The following is an 18,898-nucleotide window of genomic DNA, read 5'->3' on the forward strand; positions in this document are numbered from 1 at the left end:
GGCTGATGACCATGACAGCGGAACCGGGATCCCTGCATCAGCGCATCCTGTCCGACATCAGCGAGAAGATCCTGTCCGGCGTCTGGGCACCCGGCCACCGCATTCCCTTCGAGCACGAATTGACCGCCGAGTACAATTGCTCGCGCATGACGGTGAACAAGGCGCTGTCGCAACTTGCCAAGGCGGGCCTGATCGAGCGGCGCCGGCGTTCCGGCAGTTTCGTGCGCCGGCCGCATTCGCAGGCTGCGATCCTTGAGATCCACGATATTCGTACCGAGGTGGAGGCGACCGGCCTGCCCTATCACTTCGAGCGCGTCTCGCGCCACAAACGTCGCTCCAGCGCAGAGGACCGTGAACTACTCGGCCTTGATGCGACGGGATCGGTGCTGGCGGTGGAATGCAGGCACTTCGCCGGAAAACGGCCATTCTGCCAGGAAAAGCGGCTCATCAACCTGAGCGCCGTTCCGGAGGCCGAGGAGGAGGAATTCCTGGAGATCAGCCCGAATCCCTGGTTGGTCGGGCATGTGCCCTGGAATGCGGCCGAGCACCGCATCCGCGCCATGGCGGCCGATGAGGATGTTGCCTCGGCGCTCGATATCGGGGTCGGTTCGCCTTGCCTTGTCGTGGAGCGACGAACCTGGAATGCTGAACGCCCGGTCACGCAGGTGCGCTTCGTCTATGCTGCAGAAAGCCACGAGCTGGTCGCGCGTTTTGCGCCGTCGCAGGGTTGAGCGTCAGCTCTCCAACCTGACCTGCTGCTGCCACAGATAGAGGATGTCGGGCTCGCGTTCTTCATTGTCGCGACCGTCTGTCTCCTGGATGGCCGTGAAGCCATGCTTCTCATAGAAGTGGCGCGCGGCCATGTTTTTCTGGAACGTCCAAAGCTGCAATGTCGGCCAGGCCGCCTTCGCCACACCGAGCAGTGCCGCACCGACGCCTCGCTTCTGATGGCCCGGCAGCACATAGAGCTGATCCACCCATCCTTCCCGGAAAGCGATGAAGCCGACGATTTCACCGTCGACGGCGCCCCAGATCTCGCAGTTGGCATAGACATGATTTTCGAAGAAACGCCGGTCCTCTTGTGGCGTGTGGATTCCCGCCAGCCACGGCAGCCGTTCGTCAAACGCCTGCCGCAAAACGACAGCGACACGAGCCATGTCTTGCAAACCCAGCCGGCACAGGGAAACGGTCATGGATTAGACGGTGCCTGGCAATGGAGTGGGGCCGGGACAATAAGAGAATGGGGCCGGTCCCAGCCGGACGGCCCCATTTCTGTTGGTCACGCAGCGCGCGCCGCAGGCTTACGGTTGAAGCGGCGCTTGTTGCGGAATGGCTTGCCGCCCTCGGGCTTGCGCTCGCCATGCGGCTTGTCACCAAACGGGCGGTCGCCGCCCTTGGGCTTGCCATGGAAATGCCGCTCGCCGCTGGGCTTGCCTTTGAACGGACGGTCCCCACCCTGGCTGCGTTCGCCCTGAGCGTTGGGTTCACCATCCGACTTGCCGGAGAACGGACGTCCGCCCTGCGGCTTGCCGCCAAAACGCTTCTTGCCGAAGCCGTCATTGCGCGCCCTGCCGTCACGGCGCTGTCCGCGGTCTTCACGCGCGCCATCGTTTGCCGGGGCAAAATTACGCTCACCCTGCGGACGCGGTTCACGGGCCGGATCAGGCTGGCCGAGATGGTCGGCGAGCACCGGCAGCTTCATGCGGATGATGCGTTCGACCTGGCGCAGCTTGCCGTTCTCGGACGGATCGACCAGCGTGATGGCAATGCCGTCGCGGCCGTTGCGGCCGGTGCGACCAATGCGGTGGACATAGCTTTCGGCTTCGTCCGGCAGGTCGAAGTTGACGACATGGCTGATGCCTGGCACGTCGATGCCGCGTGCAGCGATGTCGGTAGCGACCAGAATGCGCACCGAGCCGTCGCGGAAACCGTTCAACGCCTTCTGGCGGGCATTCTGGCTCTTGTTGCCATGGATGACGGCGGCTTCGAAACCGTCGCGCTCAAGATCCTTGGTAACGCGGTCGGCGCCGTGCTTGGTGCGCGCGAACACGATGACCGAGCTCATGGCGTCGTCGGCCAGCATGTCGGACAGAACCTTGCGCTTCTGCTTGGTGCGGGCGAGCACGACGCTCTGAACGATCTCGGCGGCAGTAGTGCCTTGCGGCGCGACTTCCACGCGCACCGGCTCGCGCAGCAGGCTCTGCGTCAGCTGTTCGATCTCAGCCGGCATGGTGGCCGAGAACAGCGCAGTCTGCCTGGCAGGATGCGTGGCCTTGGCGATACGCTTGACGTCGTTGATGAAGCCCATGTCGAGCATGCGGTCGGCTTCGTCGAGCACCAGCCAGGTGGTCTCCGACAGGATGACGTCCTTCTCGCGCACAAGATCCATCAGGCGGCCGGGCGTCGCGATCAGGAAATCCACGCCAGGACCGATCTTCTTGACCTGGCTGAAGCGCGAAACGCCGCCCAGAACCAGCGCCGTGGAGATATGCGCGCCCTTGGCGAGGACCTTGATCGTCTCCTCGATCTGGACAGCCAGTTCGCGGGTCGGCGCCAGGATCAGGGCGCGTGCTGTCTTCGGTCGGCGTTTGGTGCCGAGGGCGATGATCTTGGACAGGATAGGCAGCGCGAAAGCGGCCGTCTTGCCGGAACCGGTCTGGGCAATGCCCAGGATGTCGCGGCCGGCCAGCTGTGCGGGAATGGCCTGCTCCTGGATAGGCTTCGGCTCCGTGAAGCCTGCCGTGTTGGTGGCTTTCAGGAGTTGGCCGGAAATTCCGAGTTTGGCGAAGCCGTTCAGCTCCGCATTGATTTCAGTAGTCAAAATAATCTTCTTTCATGCGGCGTTGCCGCAAACAGCGATGGCGGCGGGGCGCAACCCGCCGTCAAAAACAGGAATGGGACGACAAGGCGGGCGGGCAAAAAAGCCCGCTCGGCTGCGCTGTCGTGCCCGCCGGCCTCTTGCCGCGGGACTTACACCGCCTTGCCCGAAGCAAGGGGAACAGACGCAACCAGTCTCAATCAGGGAGAAAGCCGGAAAAGACCCGGCCCGAGCGCCTATGGGCCGCATATGGAGGAGTTCGCAGAGAAATGCAAGAGCATCATGCTGCAATGCAGCATCGCGGCATTACCCGACCTGCTGATGCCAGTTGCCGATGGTTCGCGATCGAAGGAGCGAAAGGCGGGTTTGCATCATGAAACCAAAGCCCTGCTTGCGCTCCCCGCCCCGCGCCGATACCAAAAGCGGACCAGCGCATCGGCCCGAAAATCGGAATCGATCTTCGGAAAGCACGATGCGCAGTTTCTAAGGGCTGGAGCGCCCTTTGCGTCCGAACGGATGCGCGGCGCTCTAAGCATCTGAGGGAGGTCGCCCAATGAAGGAAGTGCTGAAGGAACTCGAACGCCGGCGCGACATCGCCCGTTCGGGCGGCGGTCAGGTCCGCATCGACGCTCAGCACGCCAAGGGGAAGTTGACCGCGCGCGAGCGCATCGAAATCTTTCTCGACGAAGGGTCATTCGAGGAATTCGACATGTATGTCGAACATCGCTCGACCGACTTCGGCATGGAAAAGTCGAAGATCGCCGGCGACGGCGTCGTCACCGGCTGGGGCACGGTCAACGGCCGTCCCGTCTATCTGTTCGCCAAGGACTTCACCGTGTTCGGCGGCTCGCTTTCGGAAGCGCATGCCGAGAAGGTGATGAAGGTGCAGGACATGGCGCTGCGCAACCGCGCACCGATCATCGGGCTCTATGATGCCGGCGGCGCCCGCATCCAGGAAGGCGTGGCGGCACTGGGCGGTTATGCCGAAATCTTCCAGCGCAACGTGCTGGCTTCCGGCGTCATCCCCCAGATATCGCTGATCATGGGCCCTTGCGCCGGCGGCGACGTCTATTCGCCTGCCATGACCGACTTCATCTTCATGGTCCGCGACACCTCCTATATGTTCGTCACGGGTCCGGATGTCGTGAAGACGGTGACCAACGAGACGGTCACGGCCGAACAGCTCGGTGGCGCTTCCGTGCACACGACCAAATCCTCGATCGCAGACGGCGCCTACGACAACGATGTCGAGGCGTTGCTGCAGATGCGGCGGCTGGTCGATCTCCTGCCGGCCTCCAACACCGCCGAGATCCCGGAAGTCGAATGCTACCAGTCGGTGACCGAGCACGACATGTCGCTCGACCGGCTGATCCCTGACAATGCCAACAAGCCATACGACATCAAGGAACTGATCCTGAAGACGGCGGACGAAGGCGACTTCTTCGAGATACAGTCGTCCTTCGCCAAAAACATCGTCACCGGCCTCGGCCGCGTCGAGGGTCGCACAGTGGGCTTCGTCGCAAACCAGCCGATGGTGTTGGCCGGCGTGCTGGACAGCGATGCGAGCCGCAAGGCGGCACGCTTCGTGCGCTTCTGCGACTGTTTCAACATCCCGCTCGTCACCTTCGTCGACGTGCCCGGTTTCCTGCCCGGCACAGCACAGGAATATGGCGGACTGATCAAGCATGGCGCCAAGCTTTTGTTCGCCTATGCCGAGGCGACTGTACCGAAGGTGACGGTGATCACCCGCAAGGCCTTCGGTGGCGCGTATGATGTCATGGCGTCAAAGCACCTGCGTGGCGACATGAATTATGCCTGGCCGACAGCGCAGATCGCGGTGATGGGCGCCAAGGGTGCGGTCGAGATCATCTATCGCAAGGATATCGGCGATGCCGAGAAGATCGCCGCCCATACGAAGCGCTACGAAGACCGTTTCCTGTCACCCTTCGTGGCGGCCGAACGCGGTTATGTCGACGAGGTGATCATGCCACATTCGACAAGGCGGCGCGTGGCGCGGGCTCTCAGGATGCTGCGCAACAAGGACCTGCAGAACCCCTGGAAGAAACACGACAACATTCCGCTGTGAGGGTGGAACGGCGACGCTTAATGGCCGCCATATCACGGCAGGCAGGAGCAAGTCGGATCGTCAAACGATTGGCGTGTTGGCTCGCACCGCTTCGGAAAAGACCTTTGCGATCTTTTTAGCACCGGATTCGTTCGGATGGATTTCGTCGCGATGCCAGTCGCGCACGGTCATGACAGGCCTCATATCGTTGTAGACGACATGCGCCGTACCCTGCGCGAAGGACTGCAAGGCGATGTTGAACAGCTCCACCATGCGAGCAACGATCGCCCGGCACAGCGGCGCATGGTCGACAGGATCGAAGCCGAGCGCATCCAGAGGATCACCCAGATAGTGCCCACCTTTCTTCGGGATGGCGTTGGCATAGCCGTGTACATAAAGCACAACACGGCCGCCGGTGGCGTCGCGCGCATCGTTGGCCAGCGTGCGGTAAAAGCCCATCATCTGGCTGATCTTCTGCGAAAAAGTAGCCTTGATGTAGTCGGCGGCGTGCGCGGGATCGGTATCACCCGCCTTGCGCGGCTTCACATAGGTCGGAATGGAGCCCAGAACATCGTTGCCTCCGCCTGAGAACAGGAAATGGCCGAACAAACCGGAACGCAGCGGCTGGCGGTACTGCTTCGCCCTGACCATGGCCTCCAGTTCGTCGCCCCAGAGGGCTATGTTGCTGACATTGAAGTCATAGTCGCTGCCAAGAAAATCGATCGCAGTCTTGGGATAGATATAGTCGGGCAGATTGAACCAGGAATCGCCTTCGGCGAGCAGCTTGGTGCGTGCCGCCTTGCGAAGCGTCTGCGTGAGCTGGCGTGGCTTCTTCGGGAGTGGCGCTTGCGCTCGTGTTGCCTCGGCGTAGAGTCTGGAGATTGCCTCAGGGCTTGGCCTGGCGCGGCCGACATCCACGAGCGCTTCGTTGAATTTCAAGGCCGGCGCGAAGGGCTTGCTGTGTTCTTCGTCGGCCAGGAAATAGTCGGTGAGTTCTTGCTCACTCAGCGACGCTTCCTTGCAGCGTTTGCGCAGTTCGGCAAGCTTGATCGGCGGGCTTTGCGTTTTCTTCGAGATCATCAAATTCATCCCGCCCAGCCGGCAATGATTTTGGCCGTGTCCTGGTTCATCAGGTATCCGTAGAGATCGTGCGGATTGGAGACAAGCTGACCGCCTGAAGCGTCTCGATAGTGCCAGCAGTTGTAGATCTTCTTGTCGGTAATCGAACGGCAGTAATGTTTGCTGCGCATGCTTGAAAAGGCCGTGCGCATGCTTTGCGCATGCGCGATGAAATCATCCTCGGCATGGACATTGATCCAGTCGAGGAACTGGTTGCGCGGATATTTCTCCTCCTCCAGCGCAACGGCGTCGAGCAGGTTGCGCCGAATGCCGATTTCGCCGAGCGGACAGCCTAATGTGAGCCACAGCTTGACGGGGTTCGCGCCGTCCTCGCGTCTGTCTTCGTATTCGGACCGGAACGAGTATTTCCAGAACACGTCATAGGCGACCATGCAGCCCATGCTGTGGGTGACGAGACAGACGTCATCACCCTCTGCCAGGGCTTGCTTCAGCACATCCTGCAGCCGCGCGCGGATATCAGAGCCGACACGCTGCGATGTAAGATAGACGGCGAGATCCCATTTGATCGATACTTCGACCAGCGAGTTGACGAGGCCGAAAGTGAGCAGTTCGCCGAACATGGAGGCTGCGTGTATCGCCTCGTCGAGAAAACGCCAGTCCTCGGCAATGTCGAGCACATGCCGATAGGTTGCCTTGTTGAAGGTACGCAGCGCGTCGGTCAAGGCAAAGGCAGCGTCCAGCGCGCCGGCGGGAAAGCATGGTTTGAAATCGTAGATCGGCTCGTTCTGCGCGGTCAGCAGGGCGGCGGTTTTGGCATCGTAGGAAGCCTCGATACGGTTGGTGATGTCACCGTAGTAAGCACTTGTGAATTTGACAGCACCGCTTTCGATGCTGTCCGCTATGTCGACTCGTCCCGTCCGCTGCAATCCCCTGACGATGGCGCGCTTGGCCAGATTGGCCAGTGCCGAGCCGGCTGGCTTGATATCCCTGCCGTGAACGAGAATGAGATGTTTCACGCCGCGAGCCCCCGCTGGATGGACTACGGTAGCATGATCCCATGCGGCGATCGGCAGATCATCCGGCGTACGCCAAACGGCGTACGCAACATAGAGCAACCTCAGGCTGCTCTTACCAGATCGTTGTATTCATCCAGATCGACATAGAAGACGCGGGTGATCTCGGTAATGATCTCGTCCTCGTCATAACCCTGCGATTTCAGGATGTTGATCGCAGTCAGGATATCGACGCGCTCCACGAGGCGCCGTTTCTGGTAGTCTTCGAAAAACGTCTCCACCGGCCCGTCCCTTGCCCGATGCGCCCAGTAACGCCCAGATCTCGGAAGAAAGACTATAGTGGATCGCTTGCGCGGAACTTGCCCGCGCCGACGAGGTCTTCCTCGATCTGCCCCCAAATCAAGTTTGACGCGGAAAATATGGCCGACTCACCAAGGCCGACCGAAGGATACCATGGCTCGGCCAAAGCGTAGCAATATTAGCAGTCATCAATATATGATTTGAACGGTGGACTTTGCGCAAGAGCCAACATTCGGCGATGTTGCGGCATTGTCGAAAAAATGGTGCAAGCATGCGCTAGCCGCATTCGGATTGGTCGATGACGCGTTACCTCTATGTACTTTCGCTCTTGGCTGCGGGGCTTTTGACCGGCGGGGCGCACGCCGCCATAGCCGACGGCACGCTTCCCGACGGCAGCTATCATTGCGAGGTCTATCTGCTCGGCGCTTTCCTCAGCCTCGGCGACATCACCATCAAGGGACGCGTCTACAGCGGTCCAAGCTATGGGCCGGTGATGCAGGGGTATAATTACGAGATGGACAAAAATGGCGAGATCAGCTGGCTCGGCCCCCTCGGCGGCTTCACCGCCGGCGGCAATGGCATATCGGTGACCCAGGTGACAGCCGACGAGCCGGCCGATGCGTCCTTCGACATCGTCATGCGTCAGCCGGACGGTGCTTTCAGTGCGGCAACCTGCACGATCCGCAAGCCTTGAAGGCCGGAGAGTCCGCTATCCTTCCGATATTCTCGAAAAAGAGCGCGGAACACTCAGAGTGCCCCGCGCGAGCTCGGGAGTTTTCAGATCGTCTTTGCGGCCATCTGTTTGGCGATGTAGTCGGCCTGCCGGATCGCAAGCGTGACGATGGTCAGCGTCGGATTCTCGGCACCGCCGGTGGTGAACTGGCTGCCGTCGGACACGAACAGGTTCTTGATGTCGTGTGTCTGGCCATGCTTGTTGACGACCCCATCCTCCGGTTTCTCGCTCATGCGATTGGTGCCGAGATTGTGTGTGGAAGGATAAGGCGGCGTCGGGAAGACCCGAGTCGCGCCCACTGCATCATAGATCGCCCTGCCTTGCTTGTAGGCATGATCGCGCATTGCGGTGTCATTAGGATGATCGTCGAAATGGACGTTAGCGACCGCCATGCCGTGGGCATCCTTCTCGGAAGCATGCAGCGTCACCCGGTTTTCGGCACGCGGCATATCCTCGCCGACGATCCAAAGACCCGCCATGTGATCATAGTGGTCGAGTGCCGTGGTGAAGGAACGCCCCCAACCACCCGGGTCGAGGAAAGCGGCCATGAACGGCAGCCCGAGCGCCAGCGTCTCCAGTTCGTAGCCGCCGACGAAGCCACGCGATGGATCGTTGCGCGCCTCGTCGCGCACGATGCCGGCCATGGTGGTACCGCGATACATATGCACCGGCTTGTCGAAGATGGCGTAGACTGAGCCGGTGGTGTGCCGCATGTAGTTGCGGCCCACCTGCCCCGAGGAATTGGCGAGTCCATGCGGGAACTTTGACGATTCCGAATTGAGCAGCAGACGCGGGCTTTCGATCGAATTGCCGGCAACAGCAACGATGCGCGCCTTCTGTTCCTGCAGCTTGCCGTCCTTGTCGGCATAGACGACGCCGGTTGCCTTGCCCGACGCATCATGGTTGATCTTGATGACCATGGCATTCGGCCGTACCTCCAGATGGCCCGTCGCCTCCCCCTTGGGGATTTCGGTGTACAGCGTCGACCACTTGGCGCCCCATTTGCAGCCCTGGAAACAGAATCCGGTCTGCTGGCAGGAATTGCGGTCATCGCGCGGCTGCGAATTGATGGCCATGCGGCCGGTGTGACATTCCTTGTAGCCAAGCTTGTCGGCACCGGCTTTCAACACCCTGAAATTGTTGTTGCCGGGTAGACCTGGAATGTCGTTCGTGCGCGTCACCCCCATCTTGTCCTCGGCCTTGGCGTAATATGGCTCGAGCTCGGCCAAGGTGACGGGCCAATCGAGCAGATTGGCGCCTTCGATTTTACCGTAAGTGGTGAGCGTCTTGAATTCGTGTTCCTGGAGCCGCAGCGAAGCACCAGCCCAATGCGTGGTGGTGCCGCCAACTGCCTTGACGATCCAGGCCGGCAAATTGGGAAAGTCCTTCGCCACGCGCCAATCGCCTGAAGTTGTGCGCATATCCTTCCAGGCGAGTTGAGCGAAGCTGTCCCATTCATCGTTGATGAAGTCGTCATATTCATAGCGGCCGCCGGCCTCCAGGATGACGACGTCGATACCCTTCTGTGCGAGCTCGTTGCCGAGCGTGCCGCCGCCGGCACCCGAGCCGATGATGACGACCACGTCATCATTCTTCAGGTCAAATGGTGCTGCCATGGTTTCCTCCCATGTTTCGTGCTGGTGTCGTACGGCGTGGCTTAGAGCCACTCAATGTCATCGAAGCCACGGCTGATGTAGCCGCCCTTCGAGTAGGACTCGCCCTCGTAGCCAAACACCGGCCAGATCTCTTTCTGGTTATAGAGGCTGACGACAAGCCCACCGCGCACCGCCTGGAAGAACGGCGTCGTCTCGATGGCCCTGAGCACAGCGACCCGCTCTTCCTCCCATCCGAGGCCGCGGTAGCCACTCGTGCCTGCACGCTTGTCGAGATCGGCGATACCGGCCTCGATCAGCTCCTTGTGCTTGCTATCCTTGCCGGCCTGCTCGTCATGGCCCTTCACGGCGATCGCATAGAACCTGTCGGCCAGTTGATCGTGCGGATAGATATCGCGCGCCATCTGGATGAGTGTCGCCATGGTTTCGGGCTTCAGCGTCGCAGTTTCCAGGCCCCAGGCGTTCTCGGGGCTGATGACGGCGTTGCCGGCAACAACCAGCAGCGCGCCGATACCGCCGCGCTTCAGAAGCTCGCGGCGTGACAAGCCAGGCTTGCCCTCATAGATCGTGACCATTTTTTCCTCCCGTGCTTGCTATGTGCGCCTCCCGGCGCTGTGGCTGGCGTCGCACCCCTCCCTGGATGCGACGGCTTTTCCTCCTATTTGAAGCGGCCGTGGCGCTGCAGGACCTCGATCTTGTAACCGTCGGGGTCCTCGACGAAGAAGAAGCGGGCCAAAAGCGTGCCGTCTCGATTGAATTCGACGATCTTCTTCGGATTGAGACTGAGCGCGCCGAAACGATCGTGTTCGGCATCGAGATCGGCAACAGACACGGCGAAATGACCATAGCCGTCGCCAAGCGCATAGGGTTCCACCCTGCCCTTGTTGACGGTCAGTTCCACTTCGAAATCGCTTTCCGGGTTGGCGAGATAAACGAGCGTGAACGTCTCGAAATCCAGCCGTTCAGCAACGTCTAGACCAAAGGCCTCCTTGTAGAATTTGACAGAGCGGGCCTCGTCGAGAACCCGGATCATGGTGTGGATTGCCTTGGCCAAGAAAAGCTCCGTTCGCGTCGTGACTGGCAAGAATTATGCGCCCGGCGAAAAGAGTTTGGTGGCAGCCCGTTACCACGCGCAAATCCATGCTCTCGCCTATGGTTTTGACGATTCTGGTGTTGCGTCGCGGCCTAAAGTCCGATTGCCGGCTTGGTGTTTTCGGCGGAAGATGGTTCGAAAGCCCTGCAGCGCGACGCGCTTCAATGGGTAACAAGAACAGACGGGAGGTTTTCGATGTGCAGGGTGTTTGCCGGGCAGGACCCGGAAGGGTATCGCCAGATCAATCGGTCGATCCGCATCGCCGGTCATTCGACCAGCATTCAACTCGAGGCCACCTTTTGGGAATTGCTGGACGAGATTGCCGATAGCCAAGGCTTGACGACGCCGAAATTCATCTCGAAACTCTACGACGAAGCCATTGAGATCAATGGTGAAATCCCGAACTTCGCCTCGATGCTGCGCACGACCTGTGCGCTTTATCTGCGCGGCCACCGCCCTTGCGCGGAAGATCTCGAAGCGCTGCGCCGCCAGGCGGCCTGAGGTTTCGGAAAAGCCGCCTGTTCCATCCGGCCGGGCGGCGGCCCTAGAGCGTTTCCGTCTTTCGCGGAAACGCGGGAACGCTCTAATTCTTTGTTTTTACGCAATTCCGGACGGAAAACCGTTACACGCTTTTCCTGGAATTGCTCTAAGACTTACCCTCGAGAACGTCCTTCACCACGGTGGCGAGTTGTTTCAGTGAGAACGGCTTCGGCAAGAAGCCGAACTGGGCGTCAGCCGGCAGGTTCTTGGCGAAGGCGTCCTCGGCATAACCCGACACGAAAACGAACTTGATGCTCGGCTGGCGCTTTCGCAATTCGCCGAGCAGCGTCGGTCCGTCCATTTCGGGCATGACGACATCCGAGACGACGATGTCCACCTTGCCTTCGAGTTCCTCGAACACCTCCAGTGCCTCGACGCCCGATGTCGCCTCGTGCACGGTATAGCCGCGCGACTTGAGCGCACGCACACCGCCCATGCGCACGGCGTCCTCGTCTTCGACCAGCAGCACGATGGCCGAGCCGGAGAGGTCCTTGGCATCGCCGGCCTTGGCTGCGTCGCCATTCTTGGCGGGTTCGGCCGCAACAGAGCCGTCTGCCGCGACCTTGGTATCGCCCGGCTTGCCCTCGACCGGTTGCTTTGCAGCCTCGGCGACATGGCGCGGCAAGAAAATCCGGAAGGTCGTGCCCTTGCCGACTTCGGAATCGCAGAAGATGAAACCACCGGTCTGCTTGATGATGCCGTAGACCATCGACAAACCGAGACCCGTGCCTTTGCCCACTTCCTTGGTGGTGAAGAAGGGTTCGAAAATCTTCTTCAGCACATCCGGTGCAATGCCCGAGCCGCTGTCCTCGACCTCGACGACGACATAATCGGCGGCAGGCAGTTCGCGATACGAAAAGGCGGCGCATTCGTTGGCCGTGATGTTCTTGGTGCGCACGGCGAGATCACCACCCGAAGGCATGGCATCGCGGGCGTTGACGGCAAGGTTGACCACCACCTGCTCGAACTGGCCGATATCGACCTTGACCGGCCAGAGATCGCGGCCGTGATCAACCTTGAGCTTGATGTTGTTGCCGACGAGACGGGCAAGCAGCATGCGCAGGTCGGCCAGCACATCGGTGAGGTTGAGCACCTCCGGCCGCAATGTCTGCTTGCGCGAGAAGGCCAGAAGCTGACGCACCAGCGATGCCGCCCGGTTGGCATTCTGCTTGATGTTCATGATGTCCGGGAAAGACGGGTCCGACGGACGGTGGTTCGCCAGCAGCAGGTCGGATGCCATGATGATGGCAGTCAGCACGTTGTTGAAGTCATGCGCGATGCCACCGGCGAGCTGGCCCACGGCCTGCATCTTCTGGCTCTGCGCCATCTGGCCTTCCAGCGCCTTCTGCTCGGTGGTCTCCACGGCATAGACGATGGCCGCCTCTTCGGCGCCGTCGCCGTCGGTGCCATCAGCCACGGCGTTGACGTAGAAGCGGACATGGCGCTCCTCGTTGTCGGGCAGGACCGTGTCGATCGGCGCGATCTCAGCCTGACGCTGATGTGCCTTTTCAAGCGCGGCGGCAAAGGCCGGCCTGTCACGTTCATGGATGACCGTGTCGAGTCGCACCTTGCGGTCGAGCGCATCGCGATCGACCGCGGGCGAGAACAGCGACAGGAACGGCGCATTGGTGCGCAGGATGCGGCCGTCATGATCGACGCCGGCGATTGCCATCGGCGTCGAATTGAAGAAACGGGTGAAGCGGATTTCAGAAGCCCGCAATTGGGCGGAAGCATCCTCACCCTGAGTACGGTTGAGCACGATGGTACGGCTGGGACCGTTCAGCCCCTCGCGGCTCGCCGAAACGCGATGCATGAAGCGCACCGGCAGCGCCTTGCCGGCCATGGTGGTGAGGTCGAGATCGATCACGGCGTTGCGCGTGGTGCCGGGATCGGCGCGCACCGAGCGGATCAGCGCCATCCCATCGCCGGCGACGATATCCGAAAGCGCAATCACGCCCGGGGTGAAGGATGCCAGATCGATGCCCAGCCATTCGGCCAAGGTGGCATTGATATAGGTAACGCGGCCATCCTGGTCGGCGGCGAAGAATCCCGCTGGCGCGTGATCGAGATGGTCGATCGCCTGCTGGAGATCGAGAAAGAAACGCTCCTGCTCGGCGCGTTCGACCGAAATATCGGCGAGCTGCCACGCCGACAGGGGCTGGCGCAGGCCCGGTACCGAGAACGTGCGCGCCCGCGTGCGATACCAGCGGGCGCCGGGTTCGGCACCCGGGCGGACCGATTGCGCCAGGCGAAATTCACCGTCACCAGCCTGTCCGTCGCGCAAGCCGGCGGAAAGCCGGTAAATGGTGCTGGTTGCTTCGGGAATATCGGAAAGCAGCCCTTCCACGGTCTTGATGTCGGCGGCGGAGGTCGCGCCTGTCATGTCGGCATAGGCACGGTTGGCGTAGATGACGCGATCCTTGGCATCGGTCACCAAAAGTCCCTGCGACATGGAATCGACGAAGGCCTTCGAGAGCTCGTCGCTGGTCGAGCGCGGCGCGATCTGCACGAAACCGATCGCCGTCGCGAACAGGAAACCGACGCCAATCATCGCCAGCACGCCCAGCATGCCAAGCAAAAACGGATCGCCGAAACGTTCGCGGAAAATGCCGAAGACGACGGCAGCTACAGCCAGAACCACCATGAAGATGATAAGCCGCGTGACTGCGCCCGGCCGTGTACCCTGGTCGACGATCGGCATGGGATAAAACTCGCCGCCCGTTTCCTTGGCCATATGCCCCCTGCTCACCAATTCCAGCCACCGGCGCCCCGACTCGCCCGGTTGAATCATATTCTCCCTGCCCGGAAAAGACCCTGCTGGCAAATGTACGCCAAAAACGACGCCATCACGGCGCTAACCCGAAGACGTTCCGCTGCACCCTGTTCACAAAGCGCGAAACGCGCCTTGCGACAACCGAACACCGCCTTTAGTGTCGCCGACGCTGGGGGCCGGATCATTTTTGGGGACATCTATGCTGAGTTGGCTGGAAAGCATGGCAGGGCCGAACTACGCGCCTGCCATTCTGTGGACCTTCGCGGCCCTGGTCCTGCTCGTCATCCTGCTGGTCATCGTCAGGCTGATACGCGGTCTGACCTTCGGCACCTACGTCGCCGGCGGAAAGAACCGGAAGACGCGCCTGGCCGTCATGGACGCCACCGCCGTCGACAGCCACCGCCGCCTTGTCCTTGTGCGCCGCGACGACATCGAACATCTGATCCTTATCGGCGGACCGACGGACGTCGTGGTCGAGCGCGACATCCGCATGGTGCCGTCGCGCCGCCCGGTTTTGACCGGTGATGCCCCGCCACAGCAGGCAGCAGCGCGGGCGTCTGGTGAGCAGCGCCAGCCGCAACCGGCACCTGCGCCAGCGCGCCGCCCTGAACCGCCGCGCCAGCAGGTCGCGTCCAGCACACCCACACCACATCGCGAACCAACCTTGCCATTGTCTTCGCCGCCGAAGGTTCAGCAGCCCGCCGCGCAAGCCGCGGCACGCCAGGAGCCCGTCCGTGCCGAACCGCCATTTCGCGCCCCGCCGGAGCCGGTGGAAGATCCGCTCGACGACGCGCTGATGCACGAACTCGAAGTTTCGCTGGAAGAGGACGACGTGCCGCCGGTGAAAACGAATGCGAAGGCGCAGCCATCGCTGGACGACGAGATGGCGAAACTGCTCGGCGAGCTTTCCAGCCATAAGCGGTGATCGGCGCAGTCGCCCGCCGCCAAAGAAAATGGCCGGCTAAGCCGGCCAAATCTCCGAAGACAAAATAGTACGCAAATAGGCATCAATCGTCGCGGTAGACCTTTTCGCGGCGCTCGTGGCGTTCTTGCGCTTCGATCGACAACGTAGCGATCGGGCGGGCATCGAGGCGCTTCAGTGAGATAGGCTCACCTGTTTCCTCGCAGTAGCCGTAAGTGCCTTCATCGATACGCTGCAAAGCGGAGTCGATCTTGGAGATCAGCTTGCGCTGACGGTCACGGGCCCTCAGTTCGATCGCCCGGTCCGTTTCCGACGATGCTCGGTCGGCGAGGTCCGGGTGGTTGGCGTTTTCTTGCTGAAGGATTTCGAGAGTTTCGCGCGCCTCGCGCAGAATATCATTCTTCCAGGTAATCAACTTATGCCGAAAGTATGATTTTTGCCGTTCATTCATGAACGGCTCGTCTTCGGAGGGTACGTAATCGGAAGCTACTATTTCGCTCATTCGACTCACCCGACTGCCCCAAATTTGGCGCCTATATATTCGCGACGCAATTGCTTAACAAGCGCAATCCGTCGTGCCGTCACGCATTTGTTAATACAAGCCCTGCCCCACACCGCCATGTTGGCGGTCAACCTCAGGTCGTACCGTTCTTGGCATATCTGCCAACAGGCCAGCCGTTGCGTCGAGGCTTCCGGCTGGCTAATTCTTAACCGTAGGATCGGCGGACGGCGCCGGTTGGAAAGGGATCTGCGTGGCGAAACTTTATCTTCTCAGGCACGCCAAGGCTGGATGGGCAGCGCCCGGTACACGCGATTTCGACCGGGCGCTCGACCCTTCCGGCGTTACCGATGCCGAGATGATAGGAACCGCCATGCGCGCTCATGGCTATGTCCCGGACCTGACGCTATGTTCCGGCGCACTCAGAGCCCGCGAGACCCTCGGCGGCATCGCCAGCCACACCGATACCGGCCGCGTGCTCTATTTCGACAAACTCTACAGCGAGGACGCCGCCGGCTACCTGGAGATCATACGGGACCACGGCGGCTACGGTTCTCTCCTGGTCATCGGTCACAATCCGATGATGGAAGACCTTGCCATGGCTGTATCCAGCGACGGTGACGAAGGCGCGCGCGCAACACTGGAACACGGCTTCCCGACCTCAGGGCTTGCGGTTGTCCGTTTCGATGGCAGCTTGACGAACGCAGCGCCGGGCAAGGGTTATCTGGAAGCGTTTCTGACGCCCGTTACGGTCTGACGACGCGACAGCCATTCAAAAGCCGTCCGCCGCAGCCTATATCGGGGTTCCCGCATAGCGCGGGTGACAGGACGAGCGGAGCGCGAGAGACACCGATTGGCTTCATCGCTGACCACCATTTCCGATGAGGCCCGCATCGCGCTGGACACCGTGACCGGCCGTGCTGCGGGTCTGTTACAGCCTTCGATCAGGCTCGGTGTCACCGGACTTTCCCGCGCAGGCAAGACGGTTTTCATCTCGGCCCTTGTCCACAACCTAGTGCATGGTGGACGCCTGCCGCTATTCGACGCGCAAAAGTCCGGGCGTATCGCGCGCGCCTTCCTGGAAGAACAGCCGGACGACGCGGTCCCTCGCTTCCAGTACGAGGACCATATCGCTGCGCTGGTCGATCAGCGCATATGGCCAGACTCCACACGCGCCATTTCGGAACTGAGACTGACCATCGAATTCGAATCGGCCTCCGGCTGGAACCGGATGTTTTCGGCTGGGAAACTTTCGGTCGACATCGTCGACTATCCAGGCGAATGGCTGCTGGACCTGCCGCTGCTCGGCAAATCCTTCGCCGATTTCTCCAACGAAGCGTTCGAACTGGCTGCGCTGCCGGTTCGCGCCGACCTCGCCCGTGAATGGCGCGCGCTTTCGGCGACCGCAGTGCCTGACGCGGATGCCGACGAACTGACGGCGCGGCGGCTGGCTGAAAGCTTTTCGGCCTATCTCAAGGCGTGCAAACTCGATGAGCGCGCGCTTTCCACCTTGCCGCCCGGTCGTTTCCTGATGCCCGGCGACCTCGAAGGCTCTCCGGCACTGACCTTTGCGCCACTGCCCGGAATCGCAGGAAAGCGGGCGAGACCCGGTTCGCTTCATGCCATGATGGAGCGTCGTTACGAGGCCTACAAGACGCATGTGGTAAAGCCGTTTTTCCGCGAGCATATCGCCCGTCTCGACCGCCAGATCGTGCTGATCGATGCCATGCAGGCGCTGAACGCCGGGCCTGCCGCGATGGCCGATCTCGAACGCGCCGTTACGGAGATTCTCGCCTGCTTCCGTCCGGGGCGCGGCAACTTTTTGACCGACTGGTTCGCCCGTCGCATCGATCGCATCCTGATCGCGGCGACCAAGGCTGACCATCTGCACCATGAAAGCCATGATCGCCTGCAGGCGATCGTGCGGCGTCTCGCCGATCGCGCCATAGCCAAGGCAAGTTTCACCGGCGCTGCCGTCGATGTCGTTGCGATGGCAGCTGTTCGCGCCACCCGTGAAGGTACGGTCAAGCAAGGTGGCGAGACCTTGCCGGTAATCATCGGCACACCGTTGGAAGGCGAACGGATCGGTGACGAGACTTTCAATGGACACACCGAAACAGCTATATTTCCCGGTGACTTACCAAGAAGTGTTGACGCCGTTTTCGAGGAACTCGCCACGGACCAGGCCGGCGAGCCTGATCCCGCCATCCGCTTCGTGCGCTTCCGGCCACCGAAACTCGAGCGCACCGCCGAGGGCGTGACATTGTCGCTGCCCCACATCCGTCTTGACCGTGCCCTGCAGTTCCTGATCGGAGACCGCCTCGCATGACCACGTCCCGCAAGCCGGCGGCGTTCCGCATCGAGCCGGAAGCCGCGCCGAAGCCCATCGGGAAGTCGATGGAAGCAACGCGCAAACCGCGTGCGATGAAAGCCGAAGCCGTCGTCGTGCCTGATGCAGTCGACGTTTTCGACGAGCCGGACCTGGTCGCCGCCGAACCGCCCCCTGCGCCGGCACCGCGCAAACGTTCGCTTCTTGCCAATCTTTTCTTTGGCGCCATCGGCATCCTGGTATCGCTTGCCATAGGCCTATGGACGGACCGGCTGATCCGTGACCTATTCACGCGTGCCGACTGGCTGGGCTGGTTGGCCGCCGGCGTGGCGATGGTTGCTCTGCTGGCGTTGTTGGTCATCCTGGCCCGCGAATTCCTTGCGATTGCGCGACTTGCCAAGGTGGAAAAGCTGCAAAGCCGCGCTCTGGATGCCATTGCCCGCGACGATCCCAACGCGGCACGCGCGGTGGTCGACGAACTGTCCGCCTTCGTCGCGGCCCGACCTCAGACTGCAGCCGGCCGCCGCGCACTGGCCGAACTGCGCGGCGAGATCATTGACGGCGGCGATCTCGTCCGACTGGCTGAAACCGAAATCCTCGGCCCTCTCGACGCTCAGGCGAAGACGATGATTCTGGACGCGGCCAAGCGCGTGTCGCTGGTAACCGCAGTCAGCCCACGCGCGTTGGTCGATGTCGCCTATGTCGTGTTCGAGGCCGGACGGCTGATCCGACGCCTTTCGGAGCTTTATGGGGGCCGTCCAGGCACGCTGGGCTTTTTCCGGCTTGCCCGCAGCGTGCTTGCGCATCTCGCCGTTACCGGCTCGATCGCCGTCGGCGACAGCTTTGTCCAGCAGATCGTCGGTCACGGCCTGGCTGCCCGGCTGTCGGCAAAACTGGGTGAAGGTGTGGTCAACGGCATGATGACGGCACGAATCGGTATTGCCGCCATGGAAACCGCCCGCCCCTTGCCTTTCACCGCCGTCAAACGGCCCGGCATGAGCGATTTCCTTACCGCGCTGACCTCCTTCGCCGGTGGAAAGGACCGCGGTAGCGGCGCCAATTCCTAGGTTTTCCGCCCTTCAGGCGCGAGCAGGTGACGAAGCATTAACCAATCTTCTTC

At 61.4% G+C, this 18,898-nt stretch carries 19 protein-coding genes; 9 read left to right on the plus strand and 10 right to left on the minus strand.

Features of this window, described 5'->3' with window-relative positions:
• Positions 1-5: 5 nt before the first annotated feature.
• Complete coding sequence (hutC, locus tag AO692_RS25860; RefSeq protein WP_054312948.1) at positions 6-731, plus strand: histidine utilization repressor; 726 nt, start codon at positions 6-8, stop codon at positions 729-731.
• Positions 732-734: 3 nt separating this feature from the next.
• Here the strand turns inward: hutC and AO692_RS25865 are convergent, their stop codons facing one another.
• Both AO692_RS25865 and AO692_RS25870 read right to left on the minus strand, forming a co-directional pair.
• The gene (locus AO692_RS25865) at positions 735-1,157 is read right to left on the minus strand and encodes a GNAT family N-acetyltransferase (RefSeq protein ID WP_244483494.1); all 423 of its coding nucleotides are present in this window, start codon (positions 1,155-1,157) and stop codon (positions 735-737) included.
• A 122-nt stretch (positions 1,158-1,279) separates the two neighbouring features.
• A complete protein-coding gene (locus AO692_RS25870) occupies positions 1,280-2,821 on the minus strand; it encodes a DEAD/DEAH box helicase (RefSeq protein ID WP_054312950.1) in 1,542 nt (513 codons plus the stop codon).
• A 246-nt stretch (positions 2,822-3,067) separates the two neighbouring features.
• Between AO692_RS25870 and AO692_RS33320 the strand changes: the two genes are divergently transcribed.
• Both AO692_RS33320 and AO692_RS25880 read left to right on the plus strand, forming a co-directional pair.
• The gene (locus AO692_RS33320) at positions 3,068-3,358 is read left to right on the plus strand and encodes a hypothetical protein (protein ID WP_054312951.1); all 291 of its coding nucleotides are present in this window, start codon (positions 3,068-3,070) and stop codon (positions 3,356-3,358) included.
• 13 nt (positions 3,359-3,371) lie between these two features.
• Complete coding sequence (locus AO692_RS25880; protein ID WP_054312952.1) at positions 3,372-4,904, plus strand: acyl-CoA carboxylase subunit beta; 1,533 nt, start codon at positions 3,372-3,374, stop codon at positions 4,902-4,904.
• A 60-nt stretch (positions 4,905-4,964) separates the two neighbouring features.
• Here AO692_RS25880 and AO692_RS25885 read toward each other — a convergent pair whose 3' ends face one another.
• The 3 genes from AO692_RS25885 to AO692_RS33420 form a co-directional block, all read right to left on the minus strand.
• Positions 4,965-5,963, minus strand: coding sequence for a hypothetical protein (locus tag AO692_RS25885; protein WP_152979970.1), 999 nt, complete (start codon positions 5,961-5,963; stop codon positions 4,965-4,967).
• Positions 5,964-5,968: 5 nt separating this feature from the next.
• Positions 5,969-6,979, minus strand: coding sequence for a hypothetical protein (locus tag AO692_RS25890; protein ID WP_152979971.1), 1,011 nt, complete (start codon positions 6,977-6,979; stop codon positions 5,969-5,971).
• A 101-nt stretch (positions 6,980-7,080) separates the two neighbouring features.
• Positions 7,081-7,257 carry a hypothetical protein gene (locus tag AO692_RS33420; protein ID WP_162839673.1) on the minus strand — a complete coding sequence of 59 codons (177 nt, stop codon included), beginning with the start codon at positions 7,255-7,257 and terminating at the stop codon, positions 7,081-7,083.
• Between the two features lie 317 nt (positions 7,258-7,574).
• Here AO692_RS33420 and AO692_RS25895 point away from each other — a divergent pair, with 317 nt between their 5' ends.
• Positions 7,575-7,970, plus strand: coding sequence for a hypothetical protein (locus tag AO692_RS25895; RefSeq protein WP_054312955.1), 396 nt, complete (start codon positions 7,575-7,577; stop codon positions 7,968-7,970).
• Positions 7,971-8,053: 83 nt separating this feature from the next.
• Here AO692_RS25895 and AO692_RS25900 read toward each other — a convergent pair whose 3' ends face one another.
• The 3 genes from AO692_RS25900 to AO692_RS25910 form a co-directional block, all read right to left on the minus strand.
• Positions 8,054-9,625: a GMC family oxidoreductase gene (locus tag AO692_RS25900; protein WP_054312956.1), complete on the minus strand. Its 1,572-nt coding sequence runs from the start codon at positions 9,623-9,625 to the stop codon at positions 8,054-8,056.
• Positions 9,626-9,666: 41 nt separating this feature from the next.
• Positions 9,667-10,197, minus strand: coding sequence for a twin-arginine translocation signal domain-containing protein (locus tag AO692_RS25905; RefSeq protein ID WP_054312957.1), 531 nt, complete (start codon positions 10,195-10,197; stop codon positions 9,667-9,669).
• 83 nt (positions 10,198-10,280) lie between these two features.
• On the minus strand, positions 10,281-10,676 hold the full coding sequence (locus AO692_RS25910; RefSeq protein ID WP_054312958.1) for a VOC family protein: 396 nt from the start codon (positions 10,674-10,676) through the stop codon (positions 10,281-10,283).
• A 234-nt stretch (positions 10,677-10,910) separates the two neighbouring features.
• Between AO692_RS25910 and AO692_RS25915 the strand changes: the two genes are divergently transcribed.
• Entirely contained in the window at positions 10,911-11,216 is a 306-nt protein-coding gene (locus AO692_RS25915) for a ribbon-helix-helix domain-containing protein (protein ID WP_054312959.1), read from the plus strand.
• A 145-nt stretch (positions 11,217-11,361) separates the two neighbouring features.
• Here the strand turns inward: AO692_RS25915 and AO692_RS25920 are convergent, their stop codons facing one another.
• Complete coding sequence (locus tag AO692_RS25920; RefSeq protein WP_054312960.1) at positions 11,362-13,989, minus strand: ATP-binding protein; 2,628 nt, start codon at positions 13,987-13,989, stop codon at positions 11,362-11,364.
• Between the two features lie 238 nt (positions 13,990-14,227).
• Here AO692_RS25920 and AO692_RS25925 point away from each other — a divergent pair, with 238 nt between their 5' ends.
• Positions 14,228-14,953, plus strand: a complete 726-nt coding sequence (locus AO692_RS25925) for a flagellar biosynthetic protein FliO (RefSeq protein ID WP_054312961.1) — start codon at positions 14,228-14,230, stop codon at positions 14,951-14,953.
• Between the two features lie 82 nt (positions 14,954-15,035).
• Here AO692_RS25925 and dksA read toward each other — a convergent pair whose 3' ends face one another.
• Positions 15,036-15,452 (minus strand): RNA polymerase-binding protein DksA, encoded by a 417-nt coding sequence (gene dksA / locus AO692_RS25930; RefSeq protein WP_054312962.1) that lies wholly within the window; start codon positions 15,450-15,452, stop codon positions 15,036-15,038.
• 250 nt (positions 15,453-15,702) lie between these two features.
• On the opposite strand from dksA, the gene AO692_RS25935 reads away from it, so the two are divergent.
• The 3 genes from AO692_RS25935 to AO692_RS25945 all read left to right on the plus strand — a co-directional run bounded on the left by AO692_RS25935 (position 15,703) and on the right by AO692_RS25945 (position 18,845).
• Positions 15,703-16,206: a histidine phosphatase family protein gene (locus AO692_RS25935; protein WP_054312963.1), complete on the plus strand. Its 504-nt coding sequence runs from the start codon at positions 15,703-15,705 to the stop codon at positions 16,204-16,206.
• A gap of 96 nt (positions 16,207-16,302) precedes the next feature.
• The gene (locus tag AO692_RS25940; RefSeq protein ID WP_054312964.1) at positions 16,303-17,778 is read left to right on the plus strand and encodes a YcjX family protein; all 1,476 of its coding nucleotides are present in this window, start codon (positions 16,303-16,305) and stop codon (positions 17,776-17,778) included.
• On the plus strand, positions 17,775-18,845 hold the full coding sequence (locus AO692_RS25945; RefSeq protein ID WP_054312965.1) for a TIGR01620 family protein: 1,071 nt from the start codon (positions 17,775-17,777) through the stop codon (positions 18,843-18,845). Before AO692_RS25940 ends, AO692_RS25945 begins: the two co-directional genes overlap by 4 nt.
• The last annotated feature ends 53 nt before the right edge of the window (positions 18,846-18,898 follow it).

The organism is Mesorhizobium sp. 1M-11, assembly GCF_001303895.1.
Taxonomy (GTDB): Bacteria; Pseudomonadota; Alphaproteobacteria; order Rhizobiales; family Rhizobiaceae; genus Mesorhizobium.

What these genes read in the sequence shown, in the direction of transcription:
- AO692_RS25925 (WP_054312961.1), top strand. Translation starts at nt 14,228, where the DNA reads ATGCTGAGTTGGCTGGAAAGCATGGCAGGGCCGAACTACGCGCCTGCC.
- AO692_RS25905 (WP_054312957.1), bottom strand. Translation starts at nt 10,197, where the DNA reads ATGGTCACGATCTATGAGGGCAAGCCTGGCTTGTCACGCCGCGAGCTT.
- AO692_RS25900 (WP_054312956.1), bottom strand. Translation starts at nt 9,625, where the DNA reads ATGGCAGCACCATTTGACCTGAAGAATGATGACGTGGTCGTCATCATC.
- dksA (WP_054312962.1), bottom strand. Translation starts at nt 15,452, where the DNA reads ATGAGCGAAATAGTAGCTTCCGATTACGTACCCTCCGAAGACGAGCCG.
- AO692_RS25885 (WP_152979970.1), bottom strand. Translation starts at nt 5,963, where the DNA reads ATGATCTCGAAGAAAACGCAAAGCCCGCCGATCAAGCTTGCCGAACTG.
- AO692_RS25880 (WP_054312952.1), top strand. Translation starts at nt 3,372, where the DNA reads ATGAAGGAAGTGCTGAAGGAACTCGAACGCCGGCGCGACATCGCCCGT.
- AO692_RS33320 (WP_054312951.1), top strand. Translation starts at nt 3,068, where the DNA reads ATGGAGGAGTTCGCAGAGAAATGCAAGAGCATCATGCTGCAATGCAGC.
- AO692_RS25920 (WP_054312960.1), bottom strand. Translation starts at nt 13,989, where the DNA reads ATGGCCAAGGAAACGGGCGGCGAGTTTTATCCCATGCCGATCGTCGAC.
- AO692_RS25945 (WP_054312965.1), top strand. Translation starts at nt 17,775, where the DNA reads ATGACCACGTCCCGCAAGCCGGCGGCGTTCCGCATCGAGCCGGAAGCC.
- AO692_RS25895 (WP_054312955.1), top strand. Translation starts at nt 7,575, where the DNA reads ATGACGCGTTACCTCTATGTACTTTCGCTCTTGGCTGCGGGGCTTTTG.
- AO692_RS25915 (WP_054312959.1), top strand. Translation starts at nt 10,911, where the DNA reads ATGTGCAGGGTGTTTGCCGGGCAGGACCCGGAAGGGTATCGCCAGATC.
- hutC (WP_054312948.1), top strand. Translation starts at nt 6, where the DNA reads ATGACCATGACAGCGGAACCGGGATCCCTGCATCAGCGCATCCTGTCC.
- AO692_RS25865 (WP_244483494.1), bottom strand. Translation starts at nt 1,157, where the DNA reads ATGGCTCGTGTCGCTGTCGTTTTGCGGCAGGCGTTTGACGAACGGCTG.